Raw genomic sequence first — 19,723 nt, forward strand, 5'->3', positions numbered from 1 at the left:
GTGCTTTCCTCTAGGCTAAGACCAGGGGAGCGGTCTGGCCCGGCGGTCGTGCCCTGTCAGTGTCGCCTGGCGTACTCCGCCTGTATGGCGGCCACGGTCTCCTCGGGGCTGACCTCCAGGGCCATGAGGTTGCGTATGGCCGCCCCCAACCGGTCGTACAGGGTGGGACCGGCCCAGTCTATGTACTGGCCCACCCCGTCGGTCACGCTCATGGCTTCGTAGGCGGAGACGACGTCGCCCAGCAGGGTGCCGGACGGGATTCTGGAGGCGTGCACCGGCACCGCCGGCAGGACGCCCTTGGCCAACCAGAGCTCTCCCGCCCGCGGCGAGACCATCCAATCCAGGTACTCGGCTGCCAGGTCGGCGTGCCTGGTCCCGTTGCGGATGCAGAACGGTACTCCCACTCCTCCGATGGCCAGCCAGTGGCCCGGCTGCCGTGGCGGGGGCAGGAGGAAGAAGCCGAACCTCTCTCCGCCGGTCCTGACGATGTCTGCACTCAGCCAGCTGCCGGTGAGCATCATCAGCCCCTCACCGCGCGCGAATCGCCGCCAGGAGTCCTCGTAGCCGATGTCATGGAACCCCTCCGTGAAGTAGCCGGACTGCACCCACTGCTGTAGCTTGGCCGCGGCTTGGAGGTTCTCCGGGATGTCAAACGAGGTACTGCCCTGGCCATAGACGAACTCATCCAGCCAGGAACGATCCGGCAGCAGAACGTGTTCGATAGCACTGAATACGGGGATGCCCGGCCACGGGTCCCGGTTGCCGAACTCGATGGGTGTCTCTCCGGCCTCTCTGGCCTTGGATAGCAGTGCCTCGAACTCGGCGAAGGTTCTGGGTACCGTCAGTCCCAGGTCCCTGAACTTGTCCTTGTTGTAGTACACGCCGACCACCTCGGCCGTGGGCGACAGCCCGTACAGGTTGCCGGTTCCGAACTGGTACCCGTCCCCGGAAAAGCTGTTGCGTGCCAGGATGCTGGCGGAGAAGCGCTCATCCCAGCGGTACTGGGGCAGGTACGGCGTGAGGCTGAGCAGAAGACCGGCCTGCACCGCGATGCGCATGTCAGAACCCTGGTTGACCTGGACGACGTCCGGGCCGTTCAAGTCCTGTAGCGCCGACGCCACGGTGACACGAAGGTCGTCGAAGCTCTTGACCACGCGCTGGATCTTCACCCCGGGATGGGCGGCTTCAAACTCGGCGTTCAGCTGATCCACCACGGCTCGCTCAGTGTCCCGCCGGAACTGGTCCCAGACCATGAGGGTGACGCTCTGGGCGCCTGGTGTGGCGGTGGGGGGCGCAGTCTGGGATTCGGACACGGCAGCGCCGGCGCCGCATCCTGCCACCAGCAGGGCCATTGCCAACAGTCTACCTAACGTACGTACTACCTGTTTCATCTGCACCACTCTGCCCTCGGCTGACACGCCGAGGGCTGGGTTGGCATCCCGCATCGAACTCGCAGCCGATCGCGGGGCCTCGGGTCATGTTCCCGATGTGCCCGAAGACTGACCCAGCCGGGGAGGGGCTAACCCTAGGCTGGGTCCGCCAGCAGAGCGGGCGGCGTTGGGGCCAGCCACGTAACGATGATTAGCGCCAGTGGGAGCCGACTCCCGTGCCCCACCGGTTGCCCCCGCCGATGCCATGCGCTCGTACAGCCAGTAGGAGGGCGACGTCCGCATACTAATCCTACAGGATTAGTATAGGAGAGGACTGATGGCTTGACAACGGCCCAATGTAGGGAATCCCCTATGTCGAAAGAATGAATCTGGAGGCAATCGAGCCTGGTCCTCTGACGCATGGGAATGAGACAGAAGACGTAGGCGGGCGAGGCGCTAGTGCTGCTTACCGAGGCGCGCGAACCCCTCCCGCACTGCGTAGAGGGCCGCCTGGGTGCGGTTTGCCAGGTGCAGCTTGCCCAGGATGTTGCTGACGTGGGTGCGCACCGTGCGCTCGGAGATGAACAGCCGGGTGCCGATCTCATCGTTGGTGAGGCCTTGCGCCACCAGTCGCAGCACGTCCACCTCGCGTTCGGTGAGCGGGCTGGCAGTTGGCGGCAGAGTCGTCGGCCGGTTCAACTCGCCAATGAGCATTCGGGCGATGGTGGGATGCAGAGAGGACTCGCCCTGATACACGTCGCGGATGGCCTTAAGGAGATCATGAGGCGATGAGTCCTTGAGCAGGTAGCCGAGCGCCCCGCTCTTGATGGCGGGGAAGACCTTGTCGTCGTCGGCGAAGCTGGTGAGCACCAGGATGCGGGCTTTCGGGTCCTGCGCCTTGATCTGTCGGATGGCCTCAAGGCCGTCCAGCTTAGGCATGACCAGGTCCATCAGTATGACGTCCGGGCGAAGGACGCTGGCCTTGAGAACGGCTTCGTGACCGTCTGCAGCCTCTCCTACCACTTCCATCCCGGGCTCCGTGGCTATTAGGCCTCTCAGCCCCTCCCGCACCACCGCGTGGTCATCGGCGACCAGGATCCGGATGACTTCGACCACCCTGTCCCTCCTCCGGGTCCAGTTTGACGGTGACCCGTATCCGCGTGCCCGCCCCGGGCCTGGAGTCGATCTGGAGGGTCGCTCCTGCGCGTTCGGCGCGCTGGCGCATAGTATGGAGTCCCAGACCTCCACTATTCTCTGCCGCCTGGGGGTCCAGCCCGCGCCCATTGTCGGCGACCTCCAGGCATACCTGACCGTCACTAGCCTGGACCGATACCGTTACCGCGGTAGCCGCAGCGTGCTTGAGGGCGTTGTTGAGCGCCTCCTGGGCGATCCAGTAAAGCGGCTCCTCAACCTCAACCGGCGCGCGTGCGTCGCCCTCCACCAGCAGCCGCGCCTCCAACCCGGCCCGCCGTTCCACCGCGTCCAGCCGCTTGTGGATCGCCCCGATCAGGGTCTCCCCTTCCAGGGCGGGAGGGCGCAACTCGTAGAGCAGCAGGCGCATTTCCTTGAGGGCGGTTCCGAGTACCTCACCCAGCCGGGTCAGGCTGGCCCTCGTGTGGTCCAGGTCTCCGGCATCCGCCGCCCGGCGTGCTGTCTCCACCATCAGGTACGAGCTGTAGAGCGACTGGGTGACCGCGTCGTGCAGTTCCCGGGCTAGCCTGTCGCGCTCTTCGAGCACGGCCAAGCGCTCCGCCTGCTCATACAGATGCGCATTCTCGACGGCCACGCCCACCTGGCCGGCGATTGACGCCAGCAGGGCCACCTCCTCGGCGCTGAACCGACGTCCGGGCTCGCCCACCACGCTGAGGGCGCCCAACACCCGGCCCTTGGTATGTACCGGAACACCGACGTACGCGATCGGCCCAGCGGCTTGGTCTGGCCGTGGCGACGGGGATACACCAGATGGCCACAGGTCGCTCACCATCAGCGGCTCACCATGGGTCATCACCCAGTCCACTTCTCGACCCAGCGGGCTCAGGGTCTCCGTCTCGTCGGTCATCCCGGGGATGGGGCCTTGCCAGAGGGCGAGGCGAAGCACTTCCTCGGGGCCCTCTCGCAGGTGAATGCCGCCCGTCTCACAGCGCATGACTTCCAGGACCCGGCTAAGCGACTGCGCCAAGACCGTCTGCAGATCCAGCGAGGCGCTAGCAACGGTGGTCACGTCGTACAAGGCGGAGAGCTCCCGCGTGCGGGCAGCTACCCGCTCCTCCAGGAGCTCGCGGGCCTCCTTGCGCTCGGTGACGTCCTGGAGTTGAGAGACGTAGTAGGCGGGACTTCCCTGGGCGTCCCGCACGAGGGAGGTACTGAGTAGGGCCCAGATCACGTGCCCATCTTGGCAGACATATCGCTTCTCCAGCCAGCCGAAGTCCCGTCTGCCCGCGGCAATGTCCTGCAGGAGTTCCAGGCTGATCCCGAGATCCGCGGGATGAGTGAGCTCCTGGAAGCTCTTGCGTAGTAGTTCCTGTTCCGGGTATCCCAGCATGCTGCAGAGGGAGTGGTTCGCTCGCAGGAAGCGACCATCGAGGCCGACCAGGGCCATGCCGACGGGGGCATGCTCGAAGGCGAGGCGGAACCGCTCCTCGCTCTCAGCCAACGCCTGGTTGAGGCGCAACAGCTCTGCGGTCCGCTCCTGTACTCTCAGATCCAGTTCGGCGTTGGCCCGTTGCAGGGCGTCTTCCGCCCGCCTGCGCTCGGTGACATCAACTCCGGTACCGATGACGTACTCCACGGCGCCGGTTTCATCGAGAAGGGCGGTGTTCGACCAGGCGATCAATCGGAGGTCACCGTCGCGTCTCACCCAGTGGTTCTCGTGCTCGTTGGGGAACTGCCCTGCCACCAGGTCGCGGAACACCTCCTTGACCGCTTGCGCTTCCTCGCGTAGAAGGAATAGCTCCCAGAATCGTTTGCCCTCCACTTCGCCGAAGGCATAGCCGGTGGCCTGCTCGCAGGCGCGATTGAAGCGCACGATTCGGCCCTGGGGGTCGAGCACCACCACCAAGGTGCCCACGGTGTCCAGAATGGCTGAGATGAAGTCGCGCTCTCTCTGCAGGGCGTGCTGGGCCTGCCTATGCTCGGTGACGTCCTCCGAGTGGACCAGAACCATGTCGGGAGCCACAAAGCCATAGGACACGGCCAGGTACCTGTGCTCCCCCGTGAGCCGGTAGCGGTAGTCCATCTCGCGCCCGAAGCTGTGCTTGTCCTCGTAGCACCGCCACATGTCGGCGAGGATGCTCGGCTCATCGCGGTACAACGCGCTGGCCCTCGCGCCCACCAGTTGGGCCACACTACCATGGGTGACGCGATGGGCCGCGTCGTTGTAGTCAACCAGGATCAGGTCTCTTCCTTGTACCTGCCAGGCGTAGACGGGCGAGGGCATGCCCAGGAACTGCGCCCGGGACTGGTCTACGCGGTGCTGCAGCGTGCGGGCAGTGCCCTCGAGTTCAGACTGCACTGCTTCTAGCTCGGCGATCCTGCGACGCGCCGCAGCTAGCTCCGGTTCGAGTTGCTCACCACCGTGGCGACGCTCCAATCTGACCTCCTAACGGCAAGAGACACGGTGTGATCCGAGCTAACCTTGCTGCTGCCTATCCTAGTGAACCTCGTGCCGAGCACCCAGGCACTTGCCCCTATACTAGAGTCTTTGCCATCGGCTGACCAGGGAGCGGCCGGGTCGTCAAGCAACCGACGACGCTATGCTCCCGGAACCACGAGGGCAGGACCATCGGGCCGGGCGCCGTCGTCCCGGTCGAGCTGCGCGAGCGCCCAGGCGGCAGCGGCGTCGGTAGGAGGCCTGGAGCGCGCGCCGGTGCCGGAGTCTGAGCCGGGCCACAGGCCGCCGAAGCAAGAGAGAAAGGCACGGCGCGCTTGGAGGTGGTGGGAGTGGACGGGGCCGGTGAGGCCGATCGCGCGAGCGGTGGCGGGACGCCGGAATGAGAGCGGCGCCCGGCTTGCGGGGTAACACCCGGGTCCGGCGGTGCGGCAGGTTCCGGACGCAGAGAGCGGGGAGGCGAATCCCCGCTCCCGTGGCTATTGTCTGTCGGCCGTGCCGATCACCGGCTAGTGATGGTGGCTTCTTTCCGCTTCCTCTTTCGTCTTGTGCACCGTGCCGTCAGCGTGCTCTGGCGGCGAGTAGACGGTATAGAGCTTCAGCTTCTTCCGTTGGGAGGTGTTCACAATGTCGTGCTCCGTCCCCGCGGGGATGACGACAGCGAAGTCATCCTCCAGCTTCGACTCTTCCCCGTTGAGGATCGCCTTACCTTCACCTTCCTCGATCCTGATGAACTGATCGACGTCGGGATGGGTCTCCATGCCGATGTTCTCGCCCGGTTCCAGGCTCATGACTACCAGCTGGCTCTTGGGCCCCGTGAAGAGGACCTTGCGGAAGTTGTCGTTATTCAGGGTTAGTTCTTCGATATTACCAACGAACCCGACCATTGTGCTACTCCTGGCTACCTTCAACCTTGGTTGTGTGTCGCGCTCGGCCGGAGTATAGCCCAGCGTCATCGGGGTGACAAGGCCTGGGGACCGGGTGACCGTTCGCTGCCCGTGGGGAGTGGCGTGTGAGGGGTGGGAGGCACGAAGGGGAAGAGGCTAACTGCGTCTCGCCGGCCGCTCACCGCGGACGCCACGGCTGGCTCGCTGGTAGCGCCCGAGCGGTCAGGGTCTGGCACCTTCACTGGCGCAGGCTCTCACATGACCGACCATCGTTGCTCCCGTCCAGTTGGGGGAAATTGCGGCCGACCAAGCCAAGACAGTACGCGGAGCGGTTGGCGACCTCGCTGATCAATGTCGCTGTCGTATCAGGGGAAGGTGGAAGGATTCAGAACGAATGTGCTTGGCTTACACTTGCCCGGACTGCTGGCGTCGGAGATGGCCCTGAGCTCCACCGGGGCGAGCGCCCTGACGAGCAGCTCCACCTCTTCGATCAGACCAGTGAGGAACAGCCTACGAGCACATAGCTCTCGCCGATAGTCACCGGGTCGCCGTTGGGCAACCTCTGGGAGCCAGGAATGGCAGCCGTGGTCTCGGGCACGCCGGTGGCGCACATCCGAGTCTCGCGGTTGGCCTCGTAGGTTGCGGCGATCAACTACCACTGCCCTGGCGTGATTGTGGTGGTAGATACGATAGCGCGGCTTGATGACACGTCGCGTGTAGGTTCGTTGGCGGGGCCGTCAGGGTGAGTGCAGCCTGAGCCAGCTGCTTTCACACGGCATCTGAGGGCATCTGGCGCACCGCACACAGACGAAGAAGGCCCCGTCCGCCCGGCGGGGCCTTCTCCAGAGGGGGTGTTCGAGGTGTGTAGGGGGATGCGGGAGCCTGATAGTCCTTGCCCCCGCCGATCTGGCTAGCAGTCTGGGTAACAGTGACTTGAGCTCTAGCTACGGTATTCCTGGACGTGTCCGCTCATGCCTCCGAAGATCGCTTCCATGGTGACCGGCAGAGCATTGGTGTGTCTTCGATATGCCAGCCTCCTGTGTCGTGCCTGGTATGACTGCAGTATGGCAGGAAATCGTTAGAAAGAGGGGCCGGAAACATTAGAACGCGGTAGGAGGGAGCGGTTGGCATGGCGAGGGGCTCCGCCAGGGGCTTTGTCTTTGCCCTCTGGACCGCAGCCGGCGCAGGCCCTTGCATGCATAGCCCTGTCTATCCTGGCCCAGACGGCAAATGCAGTACGCAGGACGTTTGGGCGGGACACGGGGCAGGCTTGGGCTGGGGGAGCGTCGCGCCGGCGGGTTGAGCTCGTTCTCCAGTATCGCGGAGGCATGCCTCACTTGGCGAGCACGTAGGGGCCGCCTTCGGAGGTTAGCCTGCCAGTGGCGTGGCGGAAGTAACCCGCGTGCTCATGCTCGAACTCCTCGATAGACAGGTCGGGGTCGATACAGAAGGCGGACATCGCCAGGTAGTTGATCTCGTTCTGGCGCTTTCGGCCGGACATACCGGCTCGGTCGTCCAGTTCAGCACAAGCAGATGTCGCTGTGGCCACTGGAGTTGCCCCGCCCGGGTGGATAGGTAAGGGCTTCGGGTATCGCACGTGGTGAAGCTGCGCCCTATGGGGAGCTGGTCGCTCGCGCCTGCAGCCTCGAGTCGGATCTGTTCCCGGCACTCAATCTTCCTTTCCATTTCGTCGGCAGGGATGTAGAATCGAAAGGCTGCCGGCGGTGGTGGTTGCCTCCGGGCAGCCGCAGGCGTGATAGCTGTGGCCGGCGCCGGGGACCAGCGCCCGCGCGGAAGGTGCATTGGTGCGAGGATCCCTCCCCGAACCCGGGAGGTCTGGAGCCAAGACCTCCGTCCCGGCTTCTTGCCCCGCAGTGCCCGTGTGAGTGTGCCGCGCCGGCGGGCACCGGGCACGGTCGAGCGCGCTAGCAGGGAGAGCGGGAAGCGACGGCGACACCCGAGGTAGTGAGCGTTTGGGCATGCGCGAGATTGCAGAAGACGTCTATGTTGCCGACGAATACTACGGCGCCAATGTGGGCTGTGTGCTGACCTATGAGGGGTCGGTGTTGGTCGATGCCCCTATCGTCCCTTCAGAAGCAGAGTCCTGGGCGGAGCAGCTGCGCGAGGTAGGGGGCACAGACATCCGTTACCTGTTCCTCACCGACAACCACCCCAACCACGCCATCGGCAGCGCTCGCTTCGACGCCCCCTCGATCGCCAATGAACGAGCCTTCCGGGGGCTGGATCGGTTTACCCCTACCATGCGGGAGCGCGTCCTCGATGCCTTCCGCGACTGGGCCCCACACGTGGTGGAGGAGTTGGCCGACTTCGAGGTGGTCCCTCCGGAGATCACTTTCGACCAGGACCTGACGCTGTACAAAGGAGGACGCACCCTTCGCATGCTCAGGCTGGGTGGGCACAGCCCTCCCAGCAGCGCCATGCTAGTCGAGGACGCGGGTGTGCTGTTTGCCGGAGACGTGGTGGTGAACGAGATGCCCCCTTTCATCGGCCAGGGCAACTCCAGCGACTGGCTCTCGGCGTTGAAAGCCATTCGCGGCCTGGCTCCCCGCCTGATTGTGCCAGGTCACGGGCCAGTAGGGGGCATGGAGTTGGTGGACCGGCAGGAGGACTTCCTGCTCAGGTTGCGCGAAGGGGTGAGCGAACTGTTGGCAGAAGGACGCAGCAGGGCGGAAACGGCTACCCGCATGCTGCATCTTCTGGACGAGTTTGAGGTCGACGAGAGATGGCGGAAACGGACCGAGAGAGCCTTTCGGACCAGCGTGGGCCGGGTGTACGAGGAGCTGAGGCGACGCCGGATGCCGGAGGACGAGCAGGAGGAGTAGCAGACTCGGGGTCCGCCTCCGCGGACGGTTCCTCAGCCGGGCGCTTCATGCGCGATGTGCTGGAAACCATCCTTCTGGCGCTGGTGCTCTTTGTGGCCGTACGCTCCGCTCTGCAGAACACACGGGTGGACGGGCATAGCATGGAGCCCACCCTCCACGACGGCCAGTACCTGATGGTCAACAAGCTGGCCTATCGGTTGGGCCTGCCTAGCCGCGGCGACATCGTGGTGTTTCCCTCCCCCCAAGATAACGGAAGGGCCCTCATCAAGCGCGTCGTAGGCCTGCCGGGGGAAGAGGTTGCCATCCGCAACGGCGAAGTCTACATAAATGGGGCCAGATTGATGGAGCCCTACCTGGCTCCCGAGCATGGCCTGGGCGACTGGGGCCCCACCGTGCTCCGGCCAGGCGAGTACCTGGTTCTGGGGGACAACCGCAACAACAGCAACGACTCGCGCAACTTCGGGCCGGTCAGGCAGGAAGAACTGATCGGCAAGGCGTGGTTCTCCATCTGGCCACCGGCGTACGGCCTAGAGTTAGCGCACACCAGCAGCATGGCTGGAAGCGTGGAACAGCCTGCTCGCTAGGGCTCACAGGGGGAACAGGTGAATGAGATCGGCTTCGGGGTCATCGGCGTGGGGACCTGGGGCGAGATGCACGCGCGTGTGTACTCTGCCTTTCCGGGGGTCAGGCTGGTCGCGGTAAGCGACCTGGACGAGGCGCGAGGGCGCGAAGTGGCGGACCGGGATGGTGCTGCTTACTACCGCGACTACCGTGAACTGCTCGACCGGGAGGACATTCACGCGGTCAGTGTGGTCACTCCCGATCACACCCACACAGGCATCGCCACCGACGCCTTCGAGGCCGGGAAGCACGTGCTCTTGGAGAAGCCCATGGCTCAATCGGTGGCCGAGTGCGAGCGCATCATCGCTGCCTCCAAGCGTGCCGGCAAGAAACTCATGGTGGACTTCCACAATCGCTGGAACCCGCCCTTCTACAAGGCCAAACGAGCCATCGAGCAGGGCGAGATCGGAACGCCTCAGCTGGTTAGCTACAGGCTCAACGATCAGATGTGGGTGCCGACCGACATGCTCAGCTGGGCCGCCAGGTCTTCGGTCCTGTGGTTCATCGGCAGCCACTGCATTGACACTATCATGTGGATGCTAGACGACGTGCCCGAGAAGGTGTACTCGGTGGCCCGGTCGCGCGTGCTCAAGGAGAAGGGCGTGGACACGCCCGACTTCTACCAGACTACCCTGGAGTTCCGGGGTGGTGCAGTGGCGGCGGTAGAGAACTGCTGGATAGTGCCCAACAACACCCCTAGCATCATTGACCTCAAATGCGAGATCGTGGGGGACAGAGGCGCCCTGTACGTGGACTGCAGCCATCACCGGGTGCTGCAGAAGTACACCCCCTCCGAAGCCACCTATCCGGACGTGCTGGTGTCTCCCGAGATCCATGGGCAGCAGATGGGCTTCGCCGTGGAGAGCATAAGGCACTTCGCGCGGTGTATAATCGAGGACAAAGAGCCACTGGTCACTGGTGAGGACGGTCTGCAGGTGACTAGAGTGATCGCTGCTGCGGTGGAAAGCGCGCGCCGGGGGGAGCCCGTCAGCCTCTAGGCACCTGCCCCGCCGGAGAGGTGGCGATGTTGGCGGAGGAGCTGGTGGTCGAGAGCGGCATCCGTAACGCAGAAGATCTGCGCGCGGTGCTGAGAACGGCAGAGTTGGCGGTAGCGAATCTGCGGGGTGCAGGTCCCCAGCATGCCCTGGAGTTCCTCCGGACGCTGGACACCATTTACGAGGCCATCCCCCGTCTGGAAACCGAGTATGGAGTAGACCTCAAGCCGGAGCGTACTCGGCTGGAGACGGTACAGAACCTGACGCGAAGCAGTGCTCGGCGGCTTATGCGCGAAGTAGGGGCCGGACGTCTGGCGGAGGCTCGCCGCGCCGAGAACCCGCCGGAGGATCATTGGTGGTGGTACCTGGACCGGGCGCTCGCGGCGCAGCGGCAGGAGGCCCTGCGGCGTTGGTCGCTGCGTGCGATCGTGGTGTTTTCTCTGCTGCTGGTGGGCCTGGTGGCCTACAACCGCTTTCTGGCTCCCTCTCCTGAGGAACAGGCATTCAGCGCCCTGCTCGCCGAGGGCGAATCCAGCCTGCTAAGTGGCGATTTCGAGGGAGCAGTGGACCGGTACGAGGCGGCCGTAGCCCTGAACCCGGGCGATGTTGGGGCTCGCCTGCATCTGGGCGTGGTGTACGAGCAGCTGGGGCGGACTGAGGAGGCGCGGGAGCAGTTCGAGGAGGCCATGCGTCTGTCGCCGGCTCCTGCTGACTACCACTCCAGCCTGTCGCTGGTCTACTACCGGGTGGCGCTGGGTGGCGCGGAGTGGGCCCTGGAGAGGGCCGAGGCTGAGGCAGTGGCCGCCCTAGAGGCGGACGACGGCTCCGCCATGGCTCACTTCGCCATGGCCAGCGTCTACGAGCTCCAGGGCGAGACGGGCAAGGCGATCGAGGAATTTGAGACGGCATCGGGGCTGAGCAGCGATCCGTCGCTCACCGTGCTGGCCCGCATGCGCATGGGCATGCTCATGCAGAAGCCAGGTGAGACGATGGGAGGCCTTCCCGGCATGGGGCCCTGAGTCGTCGCAGACGATAGGACGCAGATGGCGCTGACGGCCGCTGATTCGCGCTGATCAAAGAGGGAAAATCAGAAGGAGATCCGCGCGAACCAGCCCACCGTCGGCGTCATTTGCGTTCTACCACCGGATCAGGTGAGGTAGCCTCGCAGAAGGGTGGGGTTGAGGCCAAGCGCTAGGGACAGGAGCGCCAGCCCCAGGGCGATGAAGGTGGCCTCGTCCGGCGAGCCAGGGGTCGTCTCCTCTGCTGAGCGAAGGGCAGCCAGGCGAAGCGATCCGATGGCCGTTCCGGCGACGAACAGCAGGATGGCAGCATCCAACCCCCGCTGGGGCAGAGCGAGCAGACCGGCTAGGTAAGCGGGAAACAAGGGTGTCCCCGGAAGCCCCATCAGGCTCACCGCCGAGAAGGCGAAGAGCACCCTGGTGGCCGGGCGCGGCGAACGAGTCAGCAGCGCGGCAGAGACGGCGAACAAGAGCACGGGCACTACCCGGGCCAGCAGCCACTCCGAAGTGAGGGGGAGAAGAGCGGAGGAGCCCAGGGAGGGCAGAAGTACCAGCAGTACCAGGGCGAACTGGGATTGCGAGGCGGCAGCCACGAACACGCGGGGCGACGGGGTGACCGCGGCTCGCAGGGAGAAGAACGCCACCGTGACCAGGGTGCTCACTCGCAGCAGCTCAGGGAGAAGGGTGGCCCCAATGAGCCAGTGATGGCGGGAGGTGAAGCGCCAGAACAAGACGATCGCTGCCGGGGCCAGGACTAGCCCTACCACCGAGGTAGCTAGCGAAGCCGAGTCGCGTCCTAGGGTGCCTTTCCAGAGGCCTACCGGCACCAGACCCAGAAGCAGCCCCATCCCGAGCTGAAGCGCCACCGACCCAGTTCGCGAGGGTTCGTCCGGAGCCACCTCCATGACGCTGGCCGCCAGGGCCAGCAAGAGAGAGCCGATCGTGACGGCCACCAGATACTGCAGGTGCCCGCTGGCCCTTCCTCGGCTCTCCCAGGAAAGCGTGGAGGCCACCCCACCGATGAGCAGGCACAGCGAGGCCAGTGTCAGGTTATCTAGGGTGACGGCCGCCCCGACTAGCGAAGCCAGCCCCAGGGAGGTGCTGGGGAAGACGGTGGTGGTGGCTCGGGAGAGAAGAGCGAGGTTGCTCAGGGCCACGGCAGCGAGCGAGATGAGGATCACATGCTTCGCCGGCGCGTCCAGGACGAGTGGTCTGCCTAGTACCTGATCGCTGAGACCGACGCTGGCGGCCCGCACGAAGTAGGCAGTGCCGGCGGCGGCGGCGGCAGCAGCCAGGTGAGGAAGGCGGCGCCACATGCGGAGGAAGTACACCAGACCTCCGGCGATCGCGGGAGCCACCAGGAGCGACAGAAGTCCGGGCGTCTGGCTCACTGGCCTGCTTCCAGTGCCAGGTGAGAGGCGGCGAGGGAGATGGCGAAGGCAGAACCGGCCACCAGGCCCAAAACCAGGAGGCTGGTTTCGCTAGTGCTGGTGGCGTAGTAGAGCAGGCTCGAGGCAGTCAGCATCAGCAGAGCTATGCCCACCCTGAAGGCGTCCGTGGTGGTCAGGAGCGCAGCGGTGGCACTGGCCACAAGCCAGACAGCGGTGAACTGCTGCGGTTGGAGGGGCAGCCGCAGCACGCCTATCGAGAGGCTGAACCACACGATCAGCAGCGTTGCCAACACTCGCAGGCCGATGGTCGCCGGATCCCGATGGGCCGCCGTTTGGGCCGCACGTCTCTCTGCCGCTGTCAGCTGCATTATCAGCGCCACGAAGATCCCGATCAGTATCATGACGAACGCCAGTTCGGGTGCTGCCTGCGATGCCAGCAGGACAGCCGTCGCTATGTACGAGGTGAGCAGAGCCAACACCAGGATAGCCTCGGAGCGGGTCAGCACTAGGGCTAGCCCCGCTGCGGCGACAGCCACGACAACCACCTGCGATGAGACGGAGAGAGCCAGTTGGCCGATTCCCTCCGGGACGGGCAAGAACGGCATGGAACGCCTCCCTCAGCCTGCGGCCAGAATGAGTATGGCGGTGCCGATCAGGACGGTCCAGGTGAGCGGTGTCTCCCCCTCCAGGAAGCGGAAGACCAGTTCCACACCCCCGGATATGGCACCTGGGGCATCCCTGACCCAGGCCGGGGCGGTCGGACGCGGGCGGGTCAGCAATTCAGTGTCGAGAGGGGCAAGGATGCCGGCCCTGTCGGCCACGGTCAGCAGCAGGCCGAGAGACGCCCCCAGGAGTGCTAGGGCCAGCACTCCTGGTGAAGGGTGGTCGCCGGCGAAGAGTGCTTGGGCCGAGTTCTGGGAGCCGGCGCCGAGAACGAGCGCCGCTGAAACGCCGACCACCAGAAGGCCGACCAGAGTGGTGGCAGCATCGGCCCTCGAGTTCCCCACCAGGTGCCTTCGTCCGCGCTGGCCGGCCAGCAGGGCCGCGGCAGGCAGGCCCGCCGTCAGGGCGAGGAGGACCGCTCCTGCCGGTCTGAAGCCGGCCAGAAGGTCCAGCCCCCAGGTGACGGCACGGCCGTAGGGGAACACCGGCCAGGGAAGGAGAGAGAACCCCACCACAGCCATCACCAGCCCAGGGAGCTTACGAGGCGACCACGGGGGCCACGGGAGAAGGCTCACGGTTGTGCAGGCGACTAGGGCGGCCAGGATGTGCGCCGCAGCTGGACCTACCCATGCCGCCGGGGGGAAGGCAAGGGTGGCCGGCAAGAGAGTCGTGGTGAGGAGCGCGCCCGTGCTCCACAGCACCACGCCTGGCCAGGCGCGCCGGTGAGCCCAGGCCAGGGCAGCTGTGCCCACGCTGAGCACGAGCAGCACCAGCACCACCGACTGAGGGGGCTGCCCCGGCCGGGGCGTCATGTCGAGGCGGCTTAGGGTGAAGAAGCCGGTGGTTCCCGCCACCAGCAGCGCTGCTACGGCACCGGTTCTCGCCGACTCCTGGGACGCTCCGTAGGAAGCCAGGGGACCAGCGGGAGACCAGGGCCGCAGGCGGAGGGCGACGGCGGCGACGAGGAGGAGCCAGGAGGGCCCGCGCAGGGAGCCCAGGCTCAGCACTAGGGCCTCATCCGAGGCGCTGGCGTGGAAGGCTGCCAGGACCGCGGCCGTGCCCAGCACCGGGGGGAGCAAGGCGCCCGCCGCGGCGAAGGCATGGCCTGGCTTGGCCCGGGTTGCCGCTCGGTACAGGGCCAGAGCGATCTCGGTGGTGAACCAGAACAGACACACGGCTGGGAAGCTCCCCGCCAGCAGGGAGGGAGCGGCTACTGCCAGCAGGAGGAGCAGGGCCGGCAGCGAGCCATGCGGCGAGGCCAGGATCAGCGCGGCGGAGCTGAACAGGAGAAGCTGCAGCCAACTAAGGGAGAGGGCGGTCTGACGGAGCTCGATCATGGGAGCAGAGACGGCACCCAAGGGTAGCGAGGCCAGGCGGGCGGTGGCGCCAAGCTGGAGGCTGGCGATGAGCGAGGCCGCGAGCAGCCCAAGCACGGCAGCCGCCCTGGGGCACCCCGCTTGCACCTGGGCGCCCCTCAACAGCACGGCCACCGAAGCGGCGGTGGCGAGCAGGATCAGCGAGGGCGCGAGGAGTTTGACGGTTGCCCAGAGCGCAGGTTCTTCCACGGCGAGCCGATGATAGCACCCTCGTTGGGGCGGAGCAAAGGGTCCCGTCCCGCGGGCGCGAGACAGGATGGAGCAGCTCAGGATCCGGGGGGATGGATTGCGACCAGGACCGCCGCTCAGACCCTAGGCTGCGCTCAGCACCCCCCGAGGAGGAGTGCGCCGCCCACGCGCGCCGTGGGCCCAAGTGGTTACCCCTCCTGGGGTCGCCGACTCCCCACGAGTGGAACCTGCCGAGACGCCATCGTCCTGCCCCCATGGCCGACCGTGGGGGTGGCTTCGCAGTATCCAGTTCCGGGAGTCTCGGGCGCACTCCCGCGCCTCCACGCGGACGCGCGTGAGCGGCGTAGCGAACCAACGACCAGAGCGAGATCGCGGCGTGAGTCCTTTTGCCCTTGATGGTGAGGGCTGCACTCAAAGCAGAAAGACGGGATGAGAGCCCAGGCCGAGGACGAAACGGAGCAGTAGCGCCACTGTGGCCAGGGCCAGGGCCGCGGCAGCGAGGGCGGAATCGGCCGGTCGCCAGTAGATCTCATACAGGGCCGACCGAGGCACCTCGCGGAGGCCGAACCCGCGACACTCCAGGGTGCGGGCCAGGGTGTCAGCGGAGCGGAAAGTGCTCACCAGAGAAGCCACCAGGATGGGCACTCGAGCTTGAGCCCGGCGGATGAACCCACCCGCTGCCAAGTCGAAACCGCGGGCCATCTGCGCCTCCGTGACCTGCTCGTAGGTGCGCCGGATGCGGGGGACGTAGCTGAGGCCGATGGTAACGGCCAGGGCAGCTTCGTAGGGCATGCCCAGACGGACCAAGGCGCGCAAGAGCGCCCGCATGTCGGTGGTGAGCACCACGGTGGCGGAGACGAAGGCCAGGGCCACAATGCGCACCGCGGTGGCGAAGCCCTGGGCCACTGCCCAACCGGTGACGCGTATGCCGCCCACGGCGAACCACAGGGGCCCGGCCTGGTCGAACACCGGCCACAGGAACGGTATGAGGATGGCGATGGGAAGCATCAAGCGGCCGACCTCGGCCAGCCTGCTTCCGGGTACGGCGGCGCTTCGCAGCACCACCAGCACGGCCAGCAGGGCCAGGATCAGGATCCACAGGTTGTTGTAGGCGAAGAGCAGGGCGGCGCCCAACAGAGCCAGGCCCAGCTTCAGGCGTGGGTCGGCGCGGTGCAACCAGGAGTCGCCCGGCACGTGCAGTTCCAGCCCGTTCATCGGGAGGCCGCCAGGAGTTCCAGGTAGGCCCGGCCGAACTCCTGTGGGCTCAGGAGTCTGGCGGGCAGACCGAGATCGGCGGTGGCCTGGGCCAGCCGGCTCATGGTGGGCGGCTGCATGCCCGCCTCGGCCAGCGCTTTCGAGTCGTATAGCACCGATGACGGATGGCCGTCGGCCACCACCCGGCCCTCGGCCAGGAGCAAACAGCGGCGAGCCTGCTGAGCTACCGCGCGCATATCGTGGGAAATGAGCAGAACGGCGTTCCCTTCTGTGTTGTAGGCAGCTAGTCGAGCGAAGACCTCCTCCTGCTCGCGGGCGTCCAGGCCCACCCCGGGCTCATCGAGGATCAAGAGGCGCGGGCGAGTGGTGAGCACGGAGGCCAGGGCCACCCGGCGGCGCAGCCCGGGAGAAAGCACCGCCGGTGGGCGCTCAGCCACGTCCATCAGGCCAAAGGCCCGCATCTCCTGCTGCACCCGATCGGCTGCCTCTTCTGGTGGCACCTGCAGGGCCGAGGGGCCGAAGCTCAGCTCCTCCCGCACCGTGGCACAGAAGATCTGATGATCCGGGTTCTGGAACACGTAGCCCACGGTGCGGGCCAGGGTGGACACCTGGACCTGACGCGTGTCCATGCCAGCGACCACCACCCGCCCGGAGGTAGGCTTGAGCAGGCCGTTGAGGTGCTTGGCTAGCGTCGTCTTACCCGACCCGTTAGGCCCAATCAGGGCGACATACTCGCCGGCGTCCAGGCGCAGACTGACGCCGTTCAGCGCATCCCACCCGTCGGGGAAGGAGTGGTGCAGGTTCTCGACTTCTACGAGCCCAGGCACGAGTTCTCCTGGAGCAGGCCGGAGCGAAGGCGCGCTTCGGCTGATTCCAGATCGAGGAAGTCGGCCTCGAAGCCATGCTTGCTGAGGTACGCAGCCAGCTCTGCCAGTGGGGGAGGGTAGAGGGCGTGAGCGGCCAGGAGGTCCGGCGAGCTAAGGACCTCGCTCGCCGGACCGTCGTAGGTGATCTTACCCTGGTCGAGGAGCAGAACGCGATGGGCAAAGCGGGCGGCCAACTCCGCGTCCTGAGTCGCCATCACGACGGCGCAGTCGGTCTCGGTGAGGAGGTCGGAGAGTGCCTGCACCACCTCCTGGGAGCCTACGGGATCCAGGCTGGCGGTGGGTTCATCCAGTATGAGCAAGTCCGGCTTGGTGGCGATGGCAGCAGCGATGGCGACGCGCTGCTTCTGGCCGCCGGAGAGCAGAGCAGGGTTTCGCAGACGGTGGTCTCTCATACCCACCAGCCCCAGAGCCCAATCCACCCGGGCCACCATCTCCTCCCTGGGCATGCCCTGGCTCTCCAGGCCGAAGGCGACCTCGTCCTCGACCACGGTGGCGAAGAGCTGGCTCTCCGGGTCCTGGAAGACCACCCCCACCCGGGTGGAGAGCTGGGCGGGGGTGGATTGCCTGGTGTCTTGGTGGCAGACCAGGACCTGGCCGCCGAAGACTCCCCCGGTGCTGTGAGGGACCACGGCGCACAGCGCCAGGCACAGGGTGCTTTTTCCAGCGCCTGAAGGCCCCAGGATGGCCAGCATCTCCCCCCGGACAACGGAGAAGCTCACCCCCCGGAGCGCTTCGACGCTTGCATCTCCCGGCACCAGGGGGGGATAGGCGTAGTAGAGGTCTTGGACAACGACCAGAGGGTCAGTTCCGATCAGCATTCCTCCTAAGGACGGTGGATAGTGGAGATCGCCCTACCCGGGCGAAGCTGGGACGACGCAACCCACTACTCACTCACTACTCACCACTAGCCACTACCTTCGCTCCTCCCATGGCCGGACCAGCCCGAGAGTCTCCACCGGAGGCCAGGCTTGCCGTAGGGCTGCCGAAAGCGGGATGGCCACCAGCCCACCGGCCAGGGCTTGCACGGCGTTGCCTGGAATCTCCACCAGAGCTGCTCCTACCCCATACAGGACCACCTCGGCCAGGAAGTAGCCCCCGACCATGATGAGCGAGCCGACGGCCCACGCCAGAGCCTGGCGGGCAGTGGTGGCGCGGTAACCGAGGTACCCGGCTACGCCCCCCTGCACCCCGTGGAACACGAGGGTGAGTGGCGCCCAGTGGGCGTAGCACCCGAGCACGTCGGCCATGGCCGTACCCAAGCCTCCTGCCAGTAAGCCCATGACTGGCCCGAAGGTGAAGGCGGCGAAGTAGACGCCCACGTCGCCCAAGTGGATGTAACCGCGGGTGGGGGCGATGGGCACGCGCACCAGCAGCGTCAGCACCGTCGTCACCCCCATGAGGGCGGCTAGCACCACCACCCGAACGGCCGTCCAGCGGCGGAACATGCGCCCCTCCTGCCCTCTTACCGGCCCGGGGAGCCCGGCGCCCGCCCGAGCCTAGCGGGTGATCTTGGCCGGCCTTCCGCTCTCCAGGGACTGGTGGATGGCCGCCACGATGCGGGTCACTTCCAGGCCATCCTGGACGGTCACGGCAGGTTGCCGGCCCTGAAGGACTGCGTCCAGGTACTGGCCCACAGACGTGGGCAGCGCCCCTTCGAGCCGGCCCGCCACCTCTAGCGTCATGCTGGACTTGGGGTACTGGTAGCCCTTGGCGTGGGCCACTGACAGCGTCTCCCTGGTGCGGTCCATGTGTATCACTCCATCCGAGCCCACCAGCTCGATCATCGAGTCCACAGTGGTGGGGAAGGAGTTGGGGTAGACCCAGCCGGACTCGAAGATGGCGCCGGCGCCGGTCTCGAAACGCACCAGGGCCTGAATGCCGTCATAGGTGTCTATGCCGAGCGCCGAGAGCACCCGGCGCTGGCCGGTGGCGAACACTTCCACCGCCTCGCAGCCCATGCACCAGCGCACGTAGTCTATGTCGTGGGAGGAGAGAAACCATGCTGGGCTGCTGGCGGCGGACCAGGAGAGCATATCGGTGGCGACGCTGATAGTGTCGTTCTTGCGGGCGTACGCCCAAAGAATGTCACCCACCTGCCCGCTATCTATCGCCTGTTTGGCCTGGGCGTAGGCTGAGATCCAGCGGTTGCTGTAGTTGACGGAGAAGATCAGGCCCGTCTCGGCCACCTTGGCGGCGATCTTCTCCCCCTCGGCCACGTCGGTGGTGAGGGGCTTCTCCACCAGCACGTGCTTGCCCGCTTCCAAGGCCGCCATGACGGGCTGGAAGTGAGCGAAGTCAGGCACGGCGACAATGACGGCGTCCAGAGGCATGGCCAGCAGATCGGCGATATCCGTGCACGCGGGGACGGAGTGCTGCGCCGCCAACTCATCGGCGCGTATGCGATTGGTATCGCAGACGCCCACCATCCGGGCCCGCGGATGCTCGCTCACTATGCGGGAGTGCAGTCGGCCCATGATGCCAGCGCCGACGACTCCCACTCTCACCTCGTCCATAAGCCCTCCAGAGGTTGCAGGTTACCGGCTACAGGTTACAGGGGATGGAGGATACCGGTCAAAGGTTGCGGTTGCGTCTGCAGCCAGGCATTGGCGGCGTACACACCAACTGCTCATCTCCTCCAACCTATCCCCTATAACCTAGTC

The 19,723-nt window shown here is 66.0% G+C and carries 18 protein-coding genes; 4 read left to right on the forward strand and 14 right to left on the reverse strand.

What is annotated here, in order from left to right; all coding sequences use genetic code 11:
* Window positions 1–56: 56 nt before the first annotated feature.
* From HPY83_00840 to HPY83_00865, 6 genes are all read right to left on the reverse strand, one after another.
* A complete protein-coding gene (locus HPY83_00840) occupies window positions 57–1,391 on the reverse strand; it encodes an extracellular solute-binding protein (GenBank protein ID NPV06492.1) in 1,335 nt (444 codons plus the stop codon).
* 435 nt (window positions 1,392–1,826) lie between these two features.
* Entirely contained in the window at window positions 1,827–2,486 is a 660-nt protein-coding gene (locus HPY83_00845; protein ID NPV06493.1) for a response regulator transcription factor, read from the reverse strand.
* Entirely contained in the window at window positions 2,452–4,959 is a 2,508-nt protein-coding gene (locus HPY83_00850; protein NPV06494.1) for a PAS domain S-box protein, read from the reverse strand. Before HPY83_00850 ends, HPY83_00845 begins: the two co-directional genes overlap by 35 nt.
* 527 nt (window positions 4,960–5,486) lie before the next feature.
* Complete coding sequence (locus tag HPY83_00855) at window positions 5,487–5,864, reverse strand: cupin domain-containing protein (GenBank protein NPV06495.1); 378 nt, start codon at window positions 5,862–5,864, stop codon at window positions 5,487–5,489.
* A gap of 490 nt (window positions 5,865–6,354) precedes the next feature.
* Window positions 6,355–6,516 (reverse strand): hypothetical protein, encoded by a 162-nt coding sequence (locus tag HPY83_00860; GenBank protein ID NPV06496.1) that lies wholly within the window; start codon window positions 6,514–6,516, stop codon window positions 6,355–6,357.
* Between the two features lie 681 nt (window positions 6,517–7,197).
* Window positions 7,198–7,365 (reverse strand): hypothetical protein, encoded by a 168-nt coding sequence (locus HPY83_00865; GenBank protein ID NPV06497.1) that lies wholly within the window; start codon window positions 7,363–7,365, stop codon window positions 7,198–7,200.
* A 478-nt stretch (window positions 7,366–7,843) separates the two neighbouring features.
* Between HPY83_00865 and HPY83_00870 the strand changes: the two genes are divergently transcribed.
* From HPY83_00870 to HPY83_00885, 4 genes are read left to right on the forward strand one after another with little or no spacing between them, the layout of a single operon-like run.
* Entirely contained in the window at window positions 7,844–8,707 is an 864-nt protein-coding gene (locus HPY83_00870) for an MBL fold metallo-hydrolase (protein NPV06498.1), read from the forward strand.
* A gap of 47 nt (window positions 8,708–8,754) precedes the next feature.
* Window positions 8,755–9,291: a signal peptidase I gene (gene lepB, locus HPY83_00875; GenBank protein ID NPV06499.1), complete on the forward strand. Its 537-nt coding sequence runs from the start codon at window positions 8,755–8,757 to the stop codon at window positions 9,289–9,291.
* 18 nt (window positions 9,292–9,309) lie between these two features.
* A complete protein-coding gene (locus HPY83_00880) occupies window positions 9,310–10,326 on the forward strand; it encodes a Gfo/Idh/MocA family oxidoreductase (GenBank protein NPV06500.1) in 1,017 nt (338 codons plus the stop codon).
* 26 nt (window positions 10,327–10,352) lie between these two features.
* Window positions 10,353–11,342 (forward strand): tetratricopeptide repeat protein, encoded by a 990-nt coding sequence (locus HPY83_00885; protein NPV06501.1) that lies wholly within the window; start codon window positions 10,353–10,355, stop codon window positions 11,340–11,342.
* A gap of 128 nt (window positions 11,343–11,470) precedes the next feature.
* Here the strand turns inward: HPY83_00885 and HPY83_00890 are convergent, their stop codons facing one another.
* From HPY83_00890 to HPY83_00925, 8 genes are all read right to left on the reverse strand, one after another.
* Entirely contained in the window at window positions 11,471–12,733 is a 1,263-nt protein-coding gene (locus HPY83_00890; GenBank protein ID NPV06502.1) for a hypothetical protein, read from the reverse strand.
* Entirely contained in the window at window positions 12,730–13,338 is a 609-nt protein-coding gene (locus tag HPY83_00895) for a hypothetical protein (GenBank protein NPV06503.1), read from the reverse strand. The genes HPY83_00890 and HPY83_00895 overlap by 4 nt, the downstream gene beginning before the upstream one ends.
* Window positions 13,339–13,350: 12 nt before the next feature.
* Window positions 13,351–14,961, reverse strand: coding sequence for a hypothetical protein (locus tag HPY83_00900; GenBank protein ID NPV06504.1), 1,611 nt, complete (start codon window positions 14,959–14,961; stop codon window positions 13,351–13,353).
* 411 nt (window positions 14,962–15,372) lie between these two features.
* Window positions 15,373–16,176, reverse strand: a complete 804-nt coding sequence (locus tag HPY83_00905; GenBank protein NPV06505.1) for an energy-coupling factor transporter transmembrane protein EcfT — start codon at window positions 16,174–16,176, stop codon at window positions 15,373–15,375.
* Window positions 16,173–17,003, reverse strand: coding sequence for an ATP-binding cassette domain-containing protein (locus HPY83_00910; GenBank protein NPV06506.1), 831 nt, complete (start codon window positions 17,001–17,003; stop codon window positions 16,173–16,175). Before HPY83_00910 ends, HPY83_00905 begins: the two co-directional genes overlap by 4 nt.
* Complete coding sequence (locus HPY83_00915) at window positions 16,988–17,881, reverse strand: ATP-binding cassette domain-containing protein (protein NPV06507.1); 894 nt, start codon at window positions 17,879–17,881, stop codon at window positions 16,988–16,990. Before HPY83_00915 ends, HPY83_00910 begins: the two co-directional genes overlap by 16 nt.
* A 93-nt stretch (window positions 17,882–17,974) precedes the next feature.
* Entirely contained in the window at window positions 17,975–18,508 is a 534-nt protein-coding gene (locus HPY83_00920) for an ECF transporter S component (GenBank protein ID NPV06508.1), read from the reverse strand.
* A gap of 51 nt (window positions 18,509–18,559) precedes the next feature.
* Entirely contained in the window at window positions 18,560–19,576 is a 1,017-nt protein-coding gene (locus tag HPY83_00925) for a Gfo/Idh/MocA family oxidoreductase (protein NPV06509.1), read from the reverse strand.
* Window positions 19,577–19,723: the final 147 nt, after the last annotated feature.

This window comes from Anaerolineae bacterium (genome assembly GCA_013178015.1).
Lineage (GTDB): Bacteria > Chloroflexota > Anaerolineae > DRVO01 > DRVO01 > Ch71.